The following is a 19,880-nucleotide window of genomic DNA, read 5'->3' on the forward strand; positions in this document are numbered from 1 at the left end:
AGGTCCAGTAGCGCCCGTGTTACCTCGAGGTCCAGTGGCACCGGTAGCGCCAGTAGCGCCCGTGTTACCTCGAGGCCCAGTAGCGCCGGTAGCGCCCGTGTTACCTCGAGGCCCAGTGGCACCGGTAGCGCCAGTAGCGCCCGTGTTACCTTGAGGTCCAGTGGCGCCAGTAGCGCCCGTGTTACCTCGAGGCCCAGTGGCACCAGTAGCGCCTGCTGGTCCAGTAGGTCCGGTAGGTCCTTGAATGAACGAAGCAGAATTAACTAGAGCAGTTTGTAATGCTGCTATTAATTTAAGGAGCTCTTGAAGTGTGCAAGGGTCAATTCGGAATAATTTTGTAATGTATAGTAAATAGTTAATGAGATTTTGAAGCTCAATAAATACAGCGCTTGCTACAAAGGTTGGATTTCTTAATATAGTTATTAAGTTTTTAATAATAGCTAACCCTTGTGCTTTCAGGGAGGAAGTAGCGTCTAGTGAACAAATAAATTTACTCAGTAGGTTCAATGTATCGATTAGGTCTTCAATATTTTGGGGAGATGGATTTGCGAAAAGTTTTGGGATTATTTTTGTTAAATCAATAATAATCGCACGAAATGTTCTAAGTTGAGCTTTAGTAATTGGGATTGATGGAGTATTCGGGATTCGTCCGGCGCTACTTGGAAAGCATGGTTTGGAGAATTTGTTTTGATTGTCGTTATAACGAGACATTAAATCTCTCCTTTCTCACGAAAATGTGAACGAAACTCATCATAGTAGATGCAGAAATTAGTTAAATGGTCATAGTAAAATCGTTTGTTTAAAGAAAAAATAGAAAAAACGCCTTACAATAAGGCGTTTTTTCTATTTTCTGCGTATTGATAATATCGCTTTAAGGAAATTTTTGATTTGAATCCAGCGAGTTTTATAATTTCTGATTCAGGAGTTTCTTTTTTTATTAAGTTTAAAATATAGGTGTTACGAAAATGTTGTCCTGAAATTCCTTTACGTAAATTGGCTCTAGCCACTTCGAGGCGAATCATTTTTTGTATAGCAATTTCCGTTAATGCCTTTGGTGCATCATTTTCATATACCCACCTGTATGTTCCACGGTTAAAATCGAATGCGACAAATAATGGATCATCACTATGGTATTTAGGACGAACTGGTTCTGGGATGCTTTTGTAATAATTATATAGTTGTTTTTTGTCTTCTTTTGCTAATGTAATTGTTCTTTCTACACCTGCGGTTGCTGGGATTGATAATGTATTAGTTTCAAAGTGAACGTGATGCATTGTTAATGCTGTAAGTTCCTGTAAGGATAAACCGTAGTCAATCAATAGATTTAAAATAGCAATATTGCGATCCATTAATAAGGGGCGCACAGGAAGTTGTTTTTCTGAAAGTCCTTCTAATGAAGTGACTATATACTTTAACCTTTTTTCTTCATCAGGTGAAATGAAATCTTCGTTACGAAGTGTACGGTCTGGTTGAATAGATATTTCCATATTCTTCAATGGATTAGGAATGTTTAGAAAATGATGCATTCTATTTAGTACAATAAATACACGATGCATCGTTTTTTCTGAGTAATGTCGATTCGTTTTTAAATCGGAAAAGTAATCTTCGTAGTCTTTTGTACAAAGTGTAGCCCATATATTACTGGAAGGGAGCTTTTTGTTTTTTTCTAACCAATGTCCGAAGTCTTCAATGTCATAAACATAACGTTTAATAGTTGAGGGTTTTCGGCCTTTATTCAATAAAAAAATAGAAAAGGCTTGTATTGTATCATGGAATTCCGTTGTCTCCATAGTCCCACCACCTTAATTATTTCTTATATTATAGCAAACTTTTCTGAAAATAGGCATTTACAAGGGGGACAGGAATAATAATATTTGGTGAGTGGATAAAATGAGGTGATTGTATGGAACAATCGATGCGAAAGAAAAACAACAATCAAATTAATATTGTGTTAAACCATCGAAAGAAAATTTCTTTGCCAGCCGCAGAAAATAAAACGGTAATTTCAAATGAAACTGCAATTAAACATGAAATGCTGCAGAGAATTGAAGAAGAGATGGGGAAGCTTGTTGGGATGGAGGATATAAAAAAGATAATAAAAGAAATATATGCTTGGATTTATGTGAATAAAAAAAGACAAGAAAAGGGATTGAAGTCAGAGAAGCAAGTACTTCATATGCTGTTTAAAGGGAATCCAGGTACAGGGAAGACAACTGTTGCTAGAATGATAGGAAAATTGCTGTTTGAGATGAATATTCTATCGAAAGGCCACTTGGTTGAAGCTGAACGTGCTGATCTTGTAGGAGAGTACATCGGCCATACAGCCCAAAAAACAAGAGATTTAATAAAAAAAGCAATGGGAGGTATTTTGTTTATTGATGAGGCGTATTCTTTAGCTCGAGGAGGAGAGAAGGACTTTGGAAAAGAAGCAATTGATACGCTTGTAAAACATATGGAAGATAAACAACATGGTTTTGTATTGATTTTAGCTGGATATTCAAGAGAGATGAATCACTTTCTTTCATTAAATCCAGGGCTTCAATCTCGTTTTCCATTTATTATTGAGTTTGCGGATTACTCGGTAAATCAGCTATTGGAAATTGGGAAGAGAATGTATGAAGATCGTGAATATCAGTTATCAAAAGAAGCTGAATGGAAATTTAGGGATCATTTACATGCGGTGAAGTATTCGTCGCAAATTACATCGTTTAGTAATGGGCGATATGTACGGAATATTGTTGAAAAATCAATTCGTACACAGGCGATGCGGTTGTTGCAAGAAGATGCGTATGATAAAAATGATTTAATTGGAATATCGAGTGTGGATTTGATGCTCGAAGAGGAGACGCACAGTACATAAACTGTGCGTCAATTTTTGTGTATAAGTTCGTTTACTCTTTTTTTGCTTTTTCTTGGTGTGTTTTATGGAAGTGTTCCATTTTAGCGCTCTTTTCGTGTGCTGAATTAGGATCGTGTCCAAATTGATTTACTGAGCTTTTTTGAGCTCCTTTATTAACGTGGTTTGTCATTTGTATTCACCTCACTTTAAAAATTAGTATAAACATTATATAAAGAAAAAATCGTTAGAAAAGAAAAACCTCTTTACGATATGTAAAGAGGTTAGATTGCTATTTATGCATTGAACGTTCTTTCGTTTCGATACGTCTGTGCGGTAAATGCCATTTGTAATGAATAGAAACCATGCGGAAGCAAACAATTAAAATGAATAGAATGTAAAGAGCCCAATCGCTAACAATAATTTGAGCTCCAATTAAGAAACCTGCTAAAATTGTCCAAAAGGCATAGACTTCAGCTCGAAGAACGAGAGGTTTTCTGCGGGCTAAAAGATCGCGAATGATACCGCCGCCGATACCAGTTAAAACAGCTGCTACAATTGTGGCGCTAATTGGTAAATTTAATTTTTGGGCATATAATGCTCCTTGTACAGCAAATGCCGATAAGCCGATAGCGTCAGTGATATTTTCCCACTTTTTCCAATGTCTAATTAACTTATTTGGAAAAAGAAAAATAATAGTCATTGATAAAAGTGCGATTTGGAATAACATGTCTTGTTGCCAAAACGCGACAATCGGATAACCGATTAATAAATTACGAAGGGCACCTCCCCCAAATGCGGTTGCCATCCCTAAAATATACACCCCGAAAATATCATAATCCTCTTCCATTGCAACAATGGCTCCGCTTAGTGCGAAAGCGATTGTGCCTATGATGCTAAAAATCTCCCATGCCATGAATTTTCTCCCCCGCTAACTAGATGAAATGTGCTTCCTCTGCTATTATATTAGAAGGTTTAAATTTCGAAAAGGATGAGTGAACATATTTGATGGAAGAAAAAGAAAAAGTCATATTAGTAGGCTGTCAATTGCCACAAGATGATGATGAAAAATTTATGCATTCCATGAAAGAGCTTGCATCACTAGCGAAGACTGCACGAGCAGAATTGTTAGTGTCAACAACGCAAAAACGACCAAAGTTTCATCCGGCAACTTACATAGGTAAAGGGAAATTAGAAGAGCTTACAATGTTAACTGAAGAGTTAGAGCCGGATGTTATTGTATTTAATAATGAATTAACGCCGAGTCAAATTCGGAATTTATCCTCAGTATTAGATGCGAGAGTAATTGATCGAACGCAACTAATACTGGATATTTTTGCGCAACGTGCGAAGTCGAGGGAAGGTAAACTTCAAGTAGAATTAGCTCAGTTGCAATATACAATGCCGCGTCTTATGGGGCAAGGATTGTCCTTATCGCGTCTTGGTGGTGGTATTGGAACAAGAGGACCGGGTGAGACGAAATTAGAGACGGATCGTCGTCATATTCGATCGCGTATTGATGAAATAAAGAAACAACTTGCAGTTGTTGTGGAACATCGAAAAAGATATCGTGAGAGAAGAAAAGATAATAAAGTATTTCAAGTGTCATTAATAGGGTATACAAATGCAGGGAAATCGACACTGTTTAATAGATTAACGGAAGCTGATACGTTTGAAGAAAACCTTCTGTTTGCAACATTAGACCCAACGACAAGGAAGATGCCGTTACCTTCTGGTTATACAGTATTACTAACTGATACTGTTGGTTTTATACAAGATTTACCTACTTCATTAATCGCTGCTTTTCGTTCAACACTGGAAGAAGCGGGGGAAGCAGATGTCATTTTACATGTAGTTGATTCCGCGGATCCTAACTACATAGGGCATGAAAAAACAGTAAAAAGATTATTATCAGAACTTGAAATTAACCATATTCCTGTTATTACGTTATATAATAAAAAAGATGAATTACATCAAAACTTTATTCCGTTTCCGAAAAGTGATTTCTTAATGACTAGTGCTTTTGAAGAAAGTGATTTATTGCGTATAAAAGAAGCGATAGAAACGAAGATGAAGAAAGAAATGGATCGTTATCGAGTGGAAATCCCTCCGAGTGAAGGTAAGTTGTTAACGCTTTTAAAGACGGAAACTCTATTAGCAAAGATGGAGTTTCTAGAAGATAAATTTGTATATGATTGTGCAGGGTATATTTTTACTCATTCATCGCTTAATGTGCAATTAAAGAGATTTTTAGTGGAAGAAGGAGAAAATAAAAATGTTTGATCGTTTGAAAAATGGAGAAAAAATTGCTCCAATCGTAAAAGAAGTAGAGAGTCAGATTACAGAAGTACATAAACGTGCGGATGAAGTAATTGAAAGCAATCAGTTTCGTGTATTAGAAAGTTTTCGTAAACATAAAATTAGTGACTCGCATTTTATCCCGACAACAGGTTATGGTTATGATGATATTGGCCGTGATACGTTAGAAAAAGTGTATGCTGATGTATTTGGGGCGGAAGCTGGACTTGTTCGTCCGCAAATTATTTCAGGTACTCACGCTATCTCTACAGCGTTATTTGGTATTTTACGCCCGGGAGATGAGTTATTGTATATCACTGGGAAACCGTATGATACGTTAGAGGAAATTGTTGGTGTACGTGGGAAAGGTGTAGGTTCATTTAAAGAATATAATATCGGTTACAATGCAGTTCCGCTAACTGAAGCTGGGCTTGTTGATTTTGAGGCTGTTGCAGCAGCGATTCATAATAATACGAAAATGATCGGTATTCAGCGCTCGAAAGGTTATGCTACTCGTCCATCGTTTACTATTTCTCAAATTAAAGAGATGATCGCGTTTGTTAAAGAAATTAAACCTGATGTTGTTGTGTTTGTAGATAACTGTTATGGCGAGTTTATTGAAGAGCAAGAGCCATGTCATGTTGGTGCAGATTTAATGGCGGGTTCGCTTATTAAAAACCCGGGCGGCGGAATTGTTAAAACTGGTGGTTATATTGTCGGGAAAGAACAGTATGTTGAAGCGTGTGCATATCGTTTAACATCTCCGGGAATTGGCGCGGAAGCTGGAGCGTCTTTATACAGTCTGCAAGAAATGTATCAAGGGTTCTTCTTAGCGCCACATGTTGCAGGACAAGCGCTGAAAGGTGCAATTTTTACAGCTGCGTTTTTAGAAAAGTTAGGAATGAACACGTCACCAGCGTGGAATGCACCAAGAACAGACTTAATTCAATCTGTTCAATTTGATGATAAAGACCGTATGATTGCCTTCTGCCAAGCGATTCAATATGCATCTCCAATTAATTCGCATTTTACTCCGTATGCAAACTATATGCCAGGCTATGAAGATGATGTAATTATGGCTGCGGGAACATTTATTCAAGGTGCAAGTATTGAATTGTCTGCTGATGGTCCAATTCGTCCGCCTTATGTTGCTTACGTCCAAGGTGGGTTAACTTATTCACATGTGAAGATTGCGATTTGTTCTGCAATTGATGCATTAATTGAAAAAGAATTATTAACAATTTCTTAAGGGGAAGCTGTCGATTTCGGCAGCTTTTTTCGTATAAAAGTAATGATTTATGCGATTAGAAAAAAGAATGAAAAAATTCATAAAAAAATTATAAAAAATCATGTAAGAAAAGCTAACATCTATTGACACTAAACATAACATAGTATAAAATGAGAAGCAGTTAAGGCGAAGGAGGAACTGAAAAATGAAAGAAGATAGACGTTCTGCCCCGCTGTTTCCTATTAGTATTGTTATGGATTTAACACAATTGTCTGCACGTCAAATTCGCTACTATGAAGAGCATAATCTTGTTTTTCCAACCCGTACAAAAGGGAATCGTAGATTATTTTCATTTAACGATGTAGATAAGTTGTTAGAAATTAAAGATTTGTTAGATCAAGGCTTGAATATGGCTGGTATTAAACAAGTGTTACTAATGAAAGAAAATCAAACAGAAGCAGTGAAAGTAAAAGAAGAAACGAAAGAAATTTCAAAAACTGAGCTTCGCAAAATACTTCGAGATGAACTACAACATACAGGTAGATTCAATCGAACTTCATTGCGACAAGGTGACATTTCAAGATTTTTTCACTAAAGATAACTGATTCTGAAGGCGATTAGAGGGACTAAGGAGGAATTTATAATGTCTAGATACACAAAAGAAGATATTTTCCGTTTGGCGAAAGAAGAGAATGTAAAGTATATCCGTTTACAATTTACGGACCTTTTAGGGGTAATTAAAAACGTAGAGATTCCAGTGAGACAATTAACGAAAGCTCTTGATAACAAAATGATGTTTGATGGATCTTCGATTGAAGGTTTCGTACGTATTGAAGAATCTGATATGTATTTATATCCTGATTTAGACACTTGGGTAATTTTCCCTTGGACAGCTGAAAAAGGTAAAGTAGCTCGACTAATCTGTGATATTTACAATGCAGATGGCACTCCATTTGATGGAGACCCACGTAACAACTTAAAACGTGTGTTAAAAGAAATGGAAGCTTTAGGATTTTCAGACTTCAATCTTGGACCAGAGCCAGAATTCTTCCTATTTAAGGTTGATGAAAAAGGAAATCCAACATTAGAACTAAACGATAACGGTGGATACTTCGACCTTGCGCCGATGGATCTAGGGGAAAACTGTCGTCGTGATATCGTTCTTGAACTTGAAGAAATGGGATTTGAAATTGAAGCATCTCACCATGAGGTTGCTCCAGGGCAGCACGAAATTGACTTTAAATATGCAAATGCAATTCGCTCATGTGATGACATTCAAACATTCAAACTTGTTGTAAAAACAATTGCTCGTAAACATGGTTTACACGCAACGTTTATGCCAAAACCACTATACGGTGTGAACGGTTCAGGTATGCACTGTAACTTATCATTATTTAAAAATGGTGAGAACGTATTCTTTGATGCAAACGGTGACTTACAATTAAGTGATGATGCTCGTCACTTCATCGCAGGTATTTTAAAACATGCACCAGCATTTACAGCGATAGCAAACCCAACTGTAAACTCATACAAACGTCTAGTGCCTGGATATGAAGCGCCTTGTTACGTAGCATGGTCTGCACAAAACCGTAGTCCGTTAGTACGTATCCCTGCATCTCGTGGTATTAGTACACGCGTAGAAGTACGTAGTGTTGACCCAGCTGCAAACCCATATTTAGTAATGGCTACATTATTAGCTGCAGGTCTTGATGGAATTAAAAACAAATTAACTCCACCAGCAGCAGTAGATCGTAACATCTATGTAATGACAAAAGAAGAGCGCGAAGAAGCAGGTATCGTTGACTTACCAGCAACATTAGCGCAAGCATTAGTTACATTACAATCTAATGAAGTAGTATGCGGTGCACTAGGAGAACACTTACTTGAGCACTTCATCGAAGCGAAAGAGATTGAGTGGGATATATTTAGAACACAAGTTCACCAATGGGAACGCGATCAATATATGTCTCTATACTAAGAGAGAGAAGCCTTGATACTACGGTATCAGGGCTTTTTTTAGCTTTTTTAAGTGAAGTTATTGGATTGTTTTTGATTTCCTTGAATCATTTTACTAAGAAAATTTTTTCGATAGAATCGATCTTCTCTTTTTTTTAATTACTTGTGCTATAACTTAATAATTTTTTACTGCCTGTACGACGCGACCAATGATTTTTACGTCCTCATCTGCAAGGTTGTAAGTTTGTGGCTTGTGAATCGAATCATTACTCAATGGTATTAACGTAATGATACTTAGTTATAAAACAGTCTTATTCAGGATTTCGTTAGTTCATTTTCTAAATTTTGGAAATAAATATAGCTTAGTACCTTGCAATAAACAATACTAAGTGGTATATTATGGATAAGATAGGTACTGTGCATTGAACAGTACTAAGATAGGAAAGGAGGATGGCACTTGAACGTTCAGTTTAAAAAAGGTGTGCTTGAACTTTGTGTATTAGCACTTGTAAAACGTAAAGATAGTTACGGTTATGAACTTGTTCAGCAAATTTCTAATAAATTTTTAATATCGGAAGGGTCAGTATACCCTTTATTACGTCGTTTGACGAAAGAAGGGTATTTTCAAACGTATTTAAAGGAATCTACGGAAGGGCCACCTCGTAAATATTATCAATTAACAGAGCAAGGGGAGACGCAATTTCATTTGTTAGTAACAGAATGGTGTGATTTTGCGAAAGGGGTACAAGAAATTATTGAAGGGGTGGAATGGGATGAGTAAAGAAGGGTTTCTTAAAGAATTATCAAGTTATCTTAGAAAGTTACCAGAGGAAGAGAGGCAAGATATTTTATTGGATTATGAAGAGCACTTTCAGTTTGGACTAGAAGAGGGGAAAACTGAATCAGAAATAATACAAGGCCTTGGTTCTCCGAAAGTAATAGCGAAAGAATTACTTGCGATGTATCGCTTCGATGAAATGAAAAAAAATCCATCGACTTCAAATGTGACAAGAGCTGTTATGGCAGCGATTGGACTTAGTTTGTTTAATTTTATTATTGTGTTAGGACCGTTAGTCGCAATTATTGCTTTTATATTTTCTTTTTGGATCGGTGGTATTGCTAGTGTAGTAACACCATTTTTCGTTATTGGAAAAGTATTTATGGGTACTTTTATATGGTTGGATCTTTTCGTTAGTATAACGTTTGTTGGAGTAGGTTTATTGTTATGTATTATCGCTTTTTATAGTACAAAGTGGTTTAAGAGATTGTGTGTACAATATGTAATATGGAACTTCAAAATGATAAAAGGAGAGTAAATGATGAAAAAACTATTTTTAATCGCTATTGCTTGTATCATTATTGGAGTAATAGGAATTTCCCAAACATATGAAAAAGCAGTACAAACTGCTAAAAAAGGCGATAAAGAAAATGTAATTAAAAACGAAACATTAAAAAATATAGAAGTTAAGTTAGATGCCGGGGATATTATTGTCCAAAAATCTCCTGACTCTTCTTTTTATATCAAGCAATCAGGAGATGTACGTAAACAAGAGATTCGTATCGCAGAAGATGGTGACACATTAAAAGTTATTGGGGAAAGAGAAAAAGGTGCTTCATTTGATTTTTCTTTTTACGATTTTAGGTTTCAAACGTCTAAATTGACTCTCCTTGTGCCCGAACGCTCTTACCAAGATGTAAAAGTAAATTCATCTGCTGGACAAATCGAAATGAGTGATGTGAAAAGTGATAGCGTAAGTGTTAGAACACTTGCTGGAGAAGTAGAGTTGAAACAAATAACGGCTAAGAATGTGGAGGGATCGACAAAAGCTGGTGAGGTGAATTTTAAGAAGGTATTAGGGAAAGTGACCGCAAAAACAACAAGTGGGGAAATAAATATTCAAGATCATGATTCTAAGTATAATCTAGAAGCAAGTTCAACTGCGGGAGATATAGATATTACTTTATCGGAAAAACCACAAGATGCGGTAATTACTGGGCAAAGTGCTGCCGGAGATGTAACGATTTTTAATGAAGAAAATAAAAACGTAACAATTGGAAATGGTAGTAAAAAGATTAGTGGTAAAACGGCTGCTGGAGATGTGACGATTAAAACTCGTTAATAAGAAATAGAATGCATGGAAATCTATCAAAATACAAAAAAGAAGATAATTACCGTATATAAATAAGGTAATTATCTTCTTTTTATTATTTTTTAATGTAAATCACGATATACGCCAATTACTTTCCCAATAACTGACACTTGTTTTAAAATGATAGGTTCTAATGAAGAATTTTCTGGTTGTAAACGGAAATGGTCTTTTTCTTTATAGAAACGTTTAACAGTTGCTTCATTATCTTCTGTTAAAGCGACTACAATTTCACCATTATATGCAGACTGTTGTTGGCGAACAACAACTAAATCTCCATCGAAAATACCAGCTTCAATCATACTATCTCCAGAAATACGTAACATGAACACTTGGTCTGCTCCAGCAACAATACTAGCTGGAAGTGGGAAATGTTCCTCTACGCTTTCGACCGCTGTAATTGGTAAACCAGCAGTAACTTTTCCGACAATTGGAACTTGAATAACAGATTGTGTTTCCGTATCCATTCGGTCTTCACCTAAAATTTCAATGGCACGTGGTTTTGTTGGATCGCGTCGAATGTATCCTTTTTCTTCTAATCGTGATAAATGTCCGTGCACTGTAGAACTAGAAGCGAGGCCGACTGCTTGACCAATTTCACGTACGGAAGGTGGATATCCTTTTTCTTGTACTTTTAGCTTAATAAAGTCGAGAATGTCTTGCTGGCGTTTCGTTAACTTTTCCATGTTTTCTAACACCTCGTTTTCTTTCATTTTTCTTATTAATAAGTATAACATGTGAAAAAACATTCTACAAACATAAGTTCGAACAAATGGCGGATTTATGTTACACTATAGGGAAATAATAGGGAGAAAGAGGGGTTCAAAATGAATGCAATTATTTATGCACGTGTGAGTACAACGAAAGAAGCGCAAGAAACATCATTATTACGTCAAAAAGATGAATTATTGCATTTAGCTGAGCGCTATCAAATGAATGTTACTAAGGTGATTGAAGAGCAGGCTAGTGGATATACAATTGAACGTGACGGTATATTAGAGGTGTTGGATACAATTCGAGACGAACAAATTGATGTGTTACTTATACAAGATGAAACGCGTCTTGGTAGAGGAAATGCGAAGATCGCGTTAATGCATTGTTTACATAAAGAAGGCATAAAAGTATATACGCACACACATAATGGTGAATTACAATTGTCGGATTCTGATTCGATGGTATTAGATATTATTGGTATTGTTGAAGAATATCAAAGAAAGATTCATAATATGAAAATTAAACGAGGTATGCAACGAGCAGTAGAAAAAGGTTATCGTCCAGAAAAAAATTTAAAAAATCGTCATTTAAGTGTAGGAAGAGAGAAAAAAGAAGTGCCAATTGAGGAAATTGTACGTTTGCGAAAAAGTGAACTCACGTTTGAAGAAATTGCAGCAACATTACGTGGATTTGGTCATAATGTTTCAAAGGCGACTGTACATCGTAGATATGTAGAGTATACGAAGCAATTGCTTGATAAAGAAGAGTAACTATTGTATGATAATAATCAGTTTTGATTAGAAGGGGGATTCGAGATGATTAATCACGAACTCGTTGAACGCATTAACTTCTTAGCGAAAAAAGCAAAAGCTGAAGGTTTAACTGAAGAAGAGCAACGTGAGCGTCAATCGCTACGTGAACAATATTTAAAAGGATTTCGTCAAAATATGTTAAACGAACTTAAAGGTATTAAAGTTGTTAACGAAGAAGGTACAGATGTTACACCGACGAAATTAAAAGCTTTAAAAAAGCAAGATAATGCAAAATTAAATTAAAAGATGGGCGAAGCCCATCTTTTTTATTTGTAAAAATCGTTATTTAATAACTTTCCAGTTGTTATTAACTGTTGCTTCTATCGTTTTATGTTCCAATATATAATTAGCGATAAGTTCAGACATATCTGTGGGTATATCTTTTACTACTGGTTTGTTTTGAAACATAAAGAAATTTCCCCCGCCACTTGCACGATAATTATTCATTACAACGTCATATTCTTCATTCATATTAAGAGGAGCACTGTTATGCTGTAAAGATTCTACTCTTTCACCAATTGGTTTTGAAATGTTTAATACGTATGAAATCCCTTCCCACATATCATAATTATAATGTTGTGGCTTTGGTTCTATGTAGGTAGGACTTACGGTGATTGATCCATCTGTTTTTAATGTGAAATAAGAAGCAGAGAGTTCAAGAGCATTTTTTATATCTGCTCCAGTTATTTTAATTACTTTTAATGTGTTTGGATAAATATAATTAGAAACGATATCACGCATTGTTACATGTTCCGGGAAACCTGAAGATGTATTATGGAACAAACTTGTACAAGAAATTGATACATTAGCTATATTCATCTGTATTTTATTTATGAATTCTATAAAAGGATGATCATGCAAACGAGTTTGCATAGCATCTGAAATTTGCATGTCCCCTTGAATGATTCCAATAGGTTGATCAAGCCACTTTTGTGTTTTCTTTTCGTAATCGGCTACCAATGAAAGTACATCTTGGTCCGCCTCAAATCCTTGTACAGATAATAATTCAGAAGAACTCTCTTTTTTCACCCATTTATGTTTCGTTTTTTCGAATGTTACTTTTACTTTTCCAACTGAGTGTCCATTGCATCCGGTCTGTAAAATTGTTACACCGTTAGCCATTGTGTGAGAAATTTCCCGGTGTTGGTGGCCTATTAATAAGATATCTATGCCTTCAATTTCATGGCACATTGCATATCCTTGGTTTTCTCCTGTTAACACTTCAGTCGGTACCCCGGTTTGTAAATCTCGTTCAACTCCCCCGTGATACGCTACGACTAGTAAATCTGGTTTCTCATGTTCGCGAATATAAGAAACCCATTCTTTTGTAGTCTTTAATGCATCTTCAAATAGTAAATCTTTAATGTGATGGGACTGTTCCCAATTTGGTATGTAATGTGTTGTTACCCCTAAAATAGCAATTTTTATATTGGATTCAATCTGTTTGATTATATAAGGTTTTCCGAAATAAGGTTTCTTTATGTTTTTATCTAAAATGTTTGCTGATAGGTACGGGAAGTTCGCAGTAGTCACAGCATTATTTAATATATCCATCCCGTAATTAAATTCATGATTGCCGATAATTGCAGCGTCATACTGTAAGTAATTCGCTAATAAGGACATTGGGTTTTTTTTGTTTTTTTCGTATGTAACATAATGATAAGTAAATGGTGTTCCTTGAATAAAGTCGCCATTATCAATTAAAAGAACGTTTGTATTTTGGGAACGTTCTTTTTTTATAAGAGTAGAAATTTTAGCTAAACCAAGTTCTGCTGGGGAGTTATCTTGGTAGTGAATAGGATAAACAGTGCCATGTATATCGCTTGTTAATAAGATGTTTAAAGTTACAGTTTGATTTTGTTCCAATATGACTCACCTTTTCTATTGTTATCTTCCAATTCATCATATCAAATATGTGAAGAGAATTTTAATGTGAGTGTATAGAATGTGTAAAGATTCTGTAAATAATCAATTATTTGTAAAAATATGTGATATATTTCTTCATGTTTATGAAAGGTTATTTTATAACAATGAAAAATGGAGGCATTAATATGTTGAAAAAAGTTTTTGCAATGAGCACAACAGTTGTACTAGCAGCGGGATTATTAAGTGGCTGTGGAACGAAGGAATCAAGCGCAAGTAAAAATGAAGATACGAAAAAAGGGTATGTACCGAAGACTTTAAATGTTCAATTTGTTCCTTCTCAAAATGCAGATACGTTAGAGGCGAAGGCAAAACCGCTTGAGAAGCTATTAAGTGATAAGTTAAATATTCCAGTAAAAGTTAGTATTTCAACGAACTACAATACAATTGTAGAAGCGATGGCATCTAAACAAGTAGATGTAGGATTTTTACCGCCGACAGCGTACGTATTAGCACATGAAAAGAAGGCTGCAAATGTAATTTTACAAGCACAACGTTTTGGAGTAGAGGATGAAACAGGAGCCCCTACAAAAGATTTAGTAGATTATTATAAATCTGAGTTTGTTGTTAAGAAAGATTCAAATATTAATAGTGTAAAAGATTTAAAAGGTAAAAAAATTGGCTATCAAGATGTAACGTCATCAGCGGGATATGTGTGGCCTGCAGCTGTTCTATTAAAAGAGGGAATTGATCCGTTAAAAGATGTGAAACCTGTTACATTAAAAGGTCACGATCAGTCGCTTATTGCTCTTTTAAATGGTGACGTAGATGCGGCTGTTGTATTCCAAGATGCTCGTAATATTGTAAAAAAAGATTATCCGAATATATTTGATCAAACGAAAATAGTGAAATTTACTGAGAAAATTCCGAACGATACAATTTCTGTACGATCTGATTTAGATGCAGAGTGGAGCAAGAAATTACAAGATGCTTTCATTGAAATTGGAAAGAATGAGGAAGGCCGTAAAATCATTAAAGAAGTATATTCACATGAAGGATATGTTAAATCTGATGATAGTAAATTTGATATCGTTCGTGAATATGGGAAGAAAGTAAAAACGCAATAATACATATGGAAATGGCAGCTAGCTGAAAGGGGATGTTTTCAGTTAGTTTGCCGTTTTGAATACATAGAAGGTAGGTAAGATGTGTGATAGAGTTTCGAAATGTCTCCAAAGTGTATCCAAACGGTACAAAAGGATTGAATAATATAAACTTGAAAATTCAAAAAGGTGAGTTTGTTGTAATGGTAGGGCTGTCTGGAGCTGGAAAATCTACACTTCTCAGATCCGTAAATCGTCTTCATGAGATTACCGAAGGAGAAATCATTATTGAAGGTGAGTCTATTACTGCTGCGAAAGGAAAAGGATTAAGGTGTATGCGCCGGGATATCGGTATGATCTTCCAAAGTTTTAACCTTGTAAAGCGATCAACAGTATTAAAAAATGTATTAGCTGGTCGTGTTGGATATCATTCCACATTACGTACAACGTTAGGTTTGTTTCCGAAAGAAGATGTGGAGCTCGCATTTCAAGCGTTAAAAAGAGTGAATATTTTAGAAAAAGCATATGCACGTGCTGATGAATTATCAGGAGGACAACAGCAACGTGTATCAATAGCTAGAGCATTGGCACAAGAAGCAAAAATCATATTGGCAGATGAGCCTGTTGCATCGTTAGATCCACTTACGACAAAGCAAGTATTAAATGATTTGAAAAAAATCAATGAAGATTTTGGAATTACAACAATTGTGAATTTGCATTCTATTGATTTAGCTAGGCAATATGCGACACGTATTATTGGATTACATGCAGGAGAAATTGTTTTTGATGGTTCAGTAGAAGAGGCGACAGATGAAAAATTTGCTGAAATTTATGGAGATGTAGCACAGAAAAATGAATTGTTAGAGGTGGCAGTTAAATGAGTGACGTAACGATATATTCGAAATCGATACCGAAGCCGCCGAGTAAGTTGAAACATATGTTAACGTTTATTTTAGTTATTTTAATGCTGTGGAGTAGTAGTGTACAAGTAGATGCATCATTTTCAAAACTGGTAGACGGTTTTCCCAATATGGTAGATCTATTGAAAGAGATGGTGCCACCTGATTGGAGTTATTTTCAAGTTATTACAACAGCGATGTTAGATACAATACGTATGGCGATTATTGGGACGACCTTAGGAGCGATTTTAGCTATTCCACTTGCACTGTTTGCAGCAAGTAATGTGTTTACTAACACATTTTTATACAGTCTAGCTCGAATGATTTTAAATTTGATACGAACGATACCAGATTTATTATTAGCGGCAATTTTCGTAGCGATTTTTGGAATTGGGCCACTTCCAGGTATTTTGGCTCTTACTTTTTTTTCAATTGGACTTGTAGCGAAATTGTTGTATGAGTCAATTGAATCAATTGATCCAGGTCCGTTAGAGGCGATGACAGCGGTAGGAGCTAATAAGGTGCAATGGATTGTTTATGGGGTAATTCCGCAAGTGAAAGCACATTTTGTCTCCTATGTTCTTTATACATTTGAGGTGAACGTACGTGCAGCAGCTGTTTTAGGTTTAGTAGGAGCAGGTGGTATTGGACTATATTATGATCGTACACTTGGATTTTTACAATATAAACAAACTGCTTCTATAATTATTTATACCCTTATTGTTGTTTTGTTAATTGACTACATTAGTACATTGTTACGGGAGAAACTATAATGAATAGAACGACGATGATTGTGCCAAAACCGAAGAAACCGAGTATATATCGCTGGATTATTTTAATAGCACTTACAGTTGTATATGTATGGGCCTTTTCAGGAGTACCATTAGAAGGGATAAAGGACACAGCAGGTGAAATCACGAAAGCAATTATGACAGGGATATTAAATCCAGACTGGTCGTATGTATCTTTGCCAGATGGTGAAGATTTATTACATGGATTAATTGATACGTTGGCAATTGCGATATTAGGTACATTTATTTCTGCATTTTTATCTGTTCCGTTTGCCTTTTGGGCTGCAACGAATATGAGTATTGGAAAATTAACTTCAGGATCTGGGAAATTTGTGCTTAGTTTTGTTCGTACGTTTCCTGAATTAGTTATGGCTCTTTTATTTATAAAAGCTGTTGGTCCAGGCTCTTTTGCAGGAGTATTAGCCTTAGGATTACATTCTATTGGAATGTTAGGAAAACTATATTCAGAAGGAATTGAAAACATAGATAAAGGACCGACGGAAGCGTTACTAGCAACAGGAGCAAACCGTTTTCAAATACTTTGGTATGCGGTGTTACCACAAGTGTTACCAGATTTTCTATCGTATACGTTATACAGATTTGAAATTAATGTACGATCCGCTGCGATTTTAGGGGTTATCGGAGCAGGAGGGATTGGTACACCTTTAATTTTTGCGCTGAGTTCACGGAATTGGTCTCGTGTTGGTATTATTTTATTAGGTATTATTTTAATGGTAATTATAATTGATTTGATTTCAAGCTCGATTCGGAAACGGATTGTTTAACTTATTTGAAAAGCATCGAAGTTAGATGCTTTTTGTGTTTTTAAAAACGTATTAAAAAAAGTAAGTATAGAAGAAATTTGTATAAATATACAGATAATTCCCTTTCTTTTTAAAATAAAAATAATGAAAAAGTATGTCATATTGAATGCCCATACATTCCCGGGAACATTGATTTTTTTATAAAAAACCAAAAAAATATCAACATATTTGTCGATACATGTTGTATAATCTTGCGTGGGAAGCTATCATATAAATGTATAAAACGTTTACTAATATAAGCGAAGGGAAGAATAGCATGTCACATTCAATCGAACAACTTTCTATCAACACGATTCGCACATTATCCATCGATGCGATTGAAAAAGCAAACTCTGGTCACCCAGGAATGCCAATGGGTGCAGCACCAATGGCTTATACATTATGGACTCAATTTATGAAACACAATCCAAATAACCCAACGTGGTTTAACCGTGATCGTTTCGTATTATCTGCAGGTCATGGTTCAATGTTATTATACAGCCTACTTCACCTATCTGGTTATGATGTAACAATGGATGACTTAAAGAACTTCCGTCAATGGGGAAGCAAAACTCCAGGACATCCTGAGTACGGTCATACAGCTGGTGTAGATGCAACGACTGGTCCACTTGGACAAGGTATTGCAACTGCTGTAGGTATGGCAATGGCTGAAAGACATTTAGCTGCTAAATATAACCGTGATGCGTATAGTGTAGTAGATCATTATACATACGCTATTTGTGGTGATGGAGATTTAATGGAGGGCGTTTCTGCTGAAGCATCTTCATTAGCTGCTCATTTACAATTAGGTCGTCTTGTTGTGCTTTATGATTCAAACGATATTTCATTAGATGGCGATTTAAATCGTTCATTCTCTGAAAGTGTAGAAGATCGTTACAAAGCATACGGATGGCAAGTAATCCGTGTTGAGGATGGAAACGATATTGAAGCAATCGCGAAAGCAATTGAAGAAGCGAAAGCTGACGAAAAACGCCCAACGCTAATTGAAGTAAGAACGACAATTGGTTTCGGTTCTCCAAACAAATCAGGAAAATCAGCTTCACATGGTTCTCCACTTGGTGTAGAAGAAACGAAATTAACGAAAGAAGCATATGCTTGGACTGCTGAGCAAGACTTCCACGTAGCAGAAGAAGTATATGACAACTTCCGTAAAACAGTACAAGATGTTGGTGAAACTGCGCAAGCTGAGTGGAACACGATGCTAGGTGAATATGCACAAGCATACCCAGAATTAGCAAACGAATTCCAAGCAGCAATGAACGGTCAACTTCCAGAAGGTTGGGAGCAAAACCTACCAACTTATGAATTAGGATCAAAAGCAGCAACTCGTAATTCTTCTGGTGCTGTAATTAATGCAATTGCAGAGTCTGTACCATCATTCTTCGGTGGATCTGCTGACCTTGCTGGTTCTAACAAAACATACATGAATAACGAAAAAGACTTTACAAGAGATGATTACAGCGGTAAAAACATTTGGTACGGTGTACGTGAGTTCGCAATGGGTGCAGCAATGAACGGTATTGCACTACATGGTGGTTTAAAAACTTACGGTGGTACGTTCTTCGTATTCTCTGATTACTTACGTCCAGCAATTCGCCTTGCAGCATTAATGCAATTGCCAGTAACGTATGTATTCACACATGACAGTATCGCTGTTGGTGAAGATGGTCCAACACATGAACCAATCGAGCAATTAGCAGCGCTTCGTGCAATGCCAAACGTTTCTGTTATCCGTCCTGCTGATGGTAACGAATCTGTTGCAGCTTGGAGACTTGCTTTAGAATCTACAAACAAACCAACTGCTTTAGTATTAACTCGTCAAGACCTTCCAACATTAGAAGGTGCAAAAGATGATACGTATGAAAAAGTAGCAAAAGGTGCATATGTAGTTTCTGCAAGCAAGAAAGAAATGGCTGATGTAATCTTACTTGCAACTGGATCTGAAGTAAGCCTAGCTGTTGAAGCTCAAAAAGCATTAGCAGTAGACGGCGTTGACGCAGCGGTTGTCAGCATGCCATCTATGGATCGCTTCGAAGCTCAAACTGCAGAGTACAAAGAATCTGTATTACCAAAAGCAGTAACAAAACGTTTCGCAATCGAAATGGGTGCTACATTCGGATGGCACCGTTACGTAGGTCTTGAAGGAGATGTGTTAGGTATCGATACATTCGGTGCTTCTGCTCCTGGTGAGAAGATTATGGAAGAGTATGGATTTACTGTAGAGAACGTTGTTCGTAAAGTAAAAGAAATGCTTTAATGATTTCAGAAAAATCTCTCCGGCATGGAGAGGTTTTTCTATGTAAATGAGTTTTTTCGACAGAAAAAGTTTTTTATCTCTCCGCAGTCAGACAATCATTGCAAATTTTCTTATATATAATGAAGAGAAAAGGTTGTCCAGATTGGGAGTGG

The 19,880-nt window shown here is 36.1% G+C and carries 21 protein-coding genes and 1 pseudogene; 15 read left to right on the forward strand and 7 right to left on the reverse strand.

What is annotated here, in order from left to right:
• Both ACQGSG_RS12275 and ACQGSG_RS12280 read right to left on the reverse strand, forming a co-directional pair.
• On the reverse strand, positions 1 to 711 hold a 711-nt coding region (locus ACQGSG_RS12275; protein ID WP_426947375.1), incomplete at its 3' end, for a collagen-like repeat preface domain-containing protein.
• Positions 712 to 824: 113 nt separating this feature from the next.
• A complete protein-coding gene (locus tag ACQGSG_RS12280; protein ID WP_000450319.1) occupies positions 825 to 1,790 on the reverse strand; it encodes a tyrosine-type recombinase/integrase in 966 nt (321 codons plus the stop codon).
• A gap of 113 nt (positions 1,791 to 1,903) precedes the next feature.
• Here ACQGSG_RS12280 and spoVK point away from each other — a divergent pair, with 113 nt between their 5' ends.
• Positions 1,904 to 2,860, forward strand: a complete 957-nt coding sequence (spoVK, locus tag ACQGSG_RS12285) for a stage V sporulation protein K (protein ID WP_000438176.1) — start codon at positions 1,904 to 1,906, stop codon at positions 2,858 to 2,860.
• 31 nt (positions 2,861 to 2,891) lie between these two features.
• Here spoVK and ACQGSG_RS12290 read toward each other — a convergent pair whose 3' ends face one another.
• Positions 2,892 to 3,029 carry a hypothetical protein gene (locus ACQGSG_RS12290; protein WP_000181501.1) on the reverse strand — a complete coding sequence of 46 codons (138 nt, stop codon included), beginning with the start codon at positions 3,027 to 3,029 and terminating at the stop codon, positions 2,892 to 2,894.
• Between the two features lie 99 nt (positions 3,030 to 3,128).
• On the reverse strand, positions 3,129 to 3,752 hold the full coding sequence (locus ACQGSG_RS12295; RefSeq protein WP_000312267.1) for a trimeric intracellular cation channel family protein: 624 nt from the start codon (positions 3,750 to 3,752) through the stop codon (positions 3,129 to 3,131).
• A 92-nt stretch (positions 3,753 to 3,844) separates the two neighbouring features.
• On the opposite strand from ACQGSG_RS12295, the gene hflX reads away from it, so the two are divergent.
• The 4 genes from hflX (at position 3,845) to glnA (ending at position 8,340) form a co-directional block, all read left to right on the forward strand.
• On the forward strand, positions 3,845 to 5,119 hold the full coding sequence (hflX, locus tag ACQGSG_RS12300) for a GTPase HflX (RefSeq protein WP_000391395.1): 1,275 nt from the start codon (positions 3,845 to 3,847) through the stop codon (positions 5,117 to 5,119).
• Entirely contained in the window at positions 5,112 to 6,383 is a 1,272-nt protein-coding gene (locus ACQGSG_RS12305; RefSeq protein ID WP_000460289.1) for an aminotransferase class I/II-fold pyridoxal phosphate-dependent enzyme, read from the forward strand. The genes hflX and ACQGSG_RS12305 overlap by 8 nt, the downstream gene beginning before the upstream one ends.
• A gap of 184 nt (positions 6,384 to 6,567) precedes the next feature.
• The gene (gene glnR, locus ACQGSG_RS12310) at positions 6,568 to 6,957 is read left to right on the forward strand and encodes a transcriptional repressor GlnR (protein WP_098290760.1); all 390 of its coding nucleotides are present in this window, start codon (positions 6,568 to 6,570) and stop codon (positions 6,955 to 6,957) included.
• Positions 6,958 to 7,005: 48 nt separating this feature from the next.
• Positions 7,006 to 8,340 (forward strand): type I glutamate--ammonia ligase, encoded by a 1,335-nt coding sequence (gene glnA / locus ACQGSG_RS12315; protein WP_000092763.1) that lies wholly within the window; start codon positions 7,006 to 7,008, stop codon positions 8,338 to 8,340.
• Positions 8,341 to 8,493: 153 nt separating this feature from the next.
• Here glnA and ACQGSG_RS12320 read toward each other — a convergent pair.
• Positions 8,494 to 8,613, reverse strand: a pseudogene (locus ACQGSG_RS12320) (LexA family protein); the annotation flags it as partial.
• A 162-nt stretch (positions 8,614 to 8,775) separates the two neighbouring features.
• On the opposite strand from ACQGSG_RS12320, the gene ACQGSG_RS12325 reads away from it, so the two are divergent.
• Genes ACQGSG_RS12325 through ACQGSG_RS12335 form a run of 3 tightly spaced genes read left to right on the forward strand, consistent with a single transcriptional unit; the run spans position 8,776 to position 10,438 of the window.
• A complete protein-coding gene (locus tag ACQGSG_RS12325; RefSeq protein ID WP_001102627.1) occupies positions 8,776 to 9,099 on the forward strand; it encodes a PadR family transcriptional regulator in 324 nt (107 codons plus the stop codon).
• Positions 9,092 to 9,634, forward strand: a complete 543-nt coding sequence (locus tag ACQGSG_RS12330; protein ID WP_098208334.1) for a DUF1700 domain-containing protein — start codon at positions 9,092 to 9,094, stop codon at positions 9,632 to 9,634. The genes ACQGSG_RS12325 and ACQGSG_RS12330 overlap by 8 nt, the downstream gene beginning before the upstream one ends.
• Entirely contained in the window at positions 9,635 to 10,438 is an 804-nt protein-coding gene (locus tag ACQGSG_RS12335; RefSeq protein ID WP_000976240.1) for a DUF4097 family beta strand repeat-containing protein, read from the forward strand.
• A 92-nt stretch (positions 10,439 to 10,530) separates the two neighbouring features.
• On the opposite strand, the gene lexA is transcribed toward ACQGSG_RS12335, so the two are convergent.
• Positions 10,531 to 11,151: a transcriptional repressor LexA gene (lexA, locus tag ACQGSG_RS12340; RefSeq protein ID WP_000413738.1), complete on the reverse strand. Its 621-nt coding sequence runs from the start codon at positions 11,149 to 11,151 to the stop codon at positions 10,531 to 10,533.
• A gap of 141 nt (positions 11,152 to 11,292) precedes the next feature.
• Here lexA and ACQGSG_RS12345 point away from each other — a divergent pair, with 141 nt between their 5' ends.
• Entirely contained in the window at positions 11,293 to 11,949 is a 657-nt protein-coding gene (locus ACQGSG_RS12345) for a YneB family resolvase-like protein (RefSeq protein WP_000991472.1), read from the forward strand.
• A gap of 45 nt (positions 11,950 to 11,994) precedes the next feature.
• Complete coding sequence (locus ACQGSG_RS12350) at positions 11,995 to 12,234, forward strand: DUF896 domain-containing protein (protein WP_000607015.1); 240 nt, start codon at positions 11,995 to 11,997, stop codon at positions 12,232 to 12,234.
• Positions 12,235 to 12,273: 39 nt separating this feature from the next.
• Here the strand turns inward: ACQGSG_RS12350 and ACQGSG_RS12355 are convergent, their stop codons facing one another.
• Positions 12,274 to 13,857, reverse strand: coding sequence for a bifunctional metallophosphatase/5'-nucleotidase (locus ACQGSG_RS12355; protein ID WP_325842490.1), 1,584 nt, complete (start codon positions 13,855 to 13,857; stop codon positions 12,274 to 12,276).
• A 185-nt stretch (positions 13,858 to 14,042) separates the two neighbouring features.
• Between ACQGSG_RS12355 and ACQGSG_RS12360 the strand changes: the two genes are divergently transcribed.
• From ACQGSG_RS12360 to tkt, 5 genes are all read left to right on the forward strand, one after another.
• Positions 14,043 to 14,981: a phosphate/phosphite/phosphonate ABC transporter substrate-binding protein gene (locus ACQGSG_RS12360; protein WP_000915064.1), complete on the forward strand. Its 939-nt coding sequence runs from the start codon at positions 14,043 to 14,045 to the stop codon at positions 14,979 to 14,981.
• 83 nt (positions 14,982 to 15,064) lie between these two features.
• Positions 15,065 to 15,838, forward strand: coding sequence for a phosphonate ABC transporter ATP-binding protein (gene phnC / locus ACQGSG_RS12365; RefSeq protein WP_426947380.1), 774 nt, complete (start codon positions 15,065 to 15,067; stop codon positions 15,836 to 15,838).
• Positions 15,835 to 16,629, forward strand: a complete 795-nt coding sequence (gene phnE, locus ACQGSG_RS12370) for a phosphonate ABC transporter, permease protein PhnE (protein WP_001286376.1) — start codon at positions 15,835 to 15,837, stop codon at positions 16,627 to 16,629. The genes phnC and phnE (ACQGSG_RS12370) overlap by 4 nt, the downstream gene beginning before the upstream one ends.
• Complete coding sequence (gene phnE, locus ACQGSG_RS12375) at positions 16,629 to 17,432, forward strand: phosphonate ABC transporter, permease protein PhnE (RefSeq protein WP_001082387.1); 804 nt, start codon at positions 16,629 to 16,631, stop codon at positions 17,430 to 17,432. The genes phnE (ACQGSG_RS12370) and phnE (ACQGSG_RS12375) overlap by 1 nt, the downstream gene beginning before the upstream one ends.
• Positions 17,433 to 17,727: 295 nt before the next feature.
• The gene (tkt, locus tag ACQGSG_RS12380; protein ID WP_113710630.1) at positions 17,728 to 19,728 is read left to right on the forward strand and encodes a transketolase; all 2,001 of its coding nucleotides are present in this window, start codon (positions 17,728 to 17,730) and stop codon (positions 19,726 to 19,728) included.
• Positions 19,729 to 19,880: the final 152 nt, after the last annotated feature.

Origin of the sequence: Bacillus sp. GMa5/1 (assembly GCF_050172015.1) — a bacterium.
Taxonomy (GTDB): Bacteria; Bacillota; Bacilli; order Bacillales; family Bacillaceae_G; genus Bacillus_A; species Bacillus_A cereus.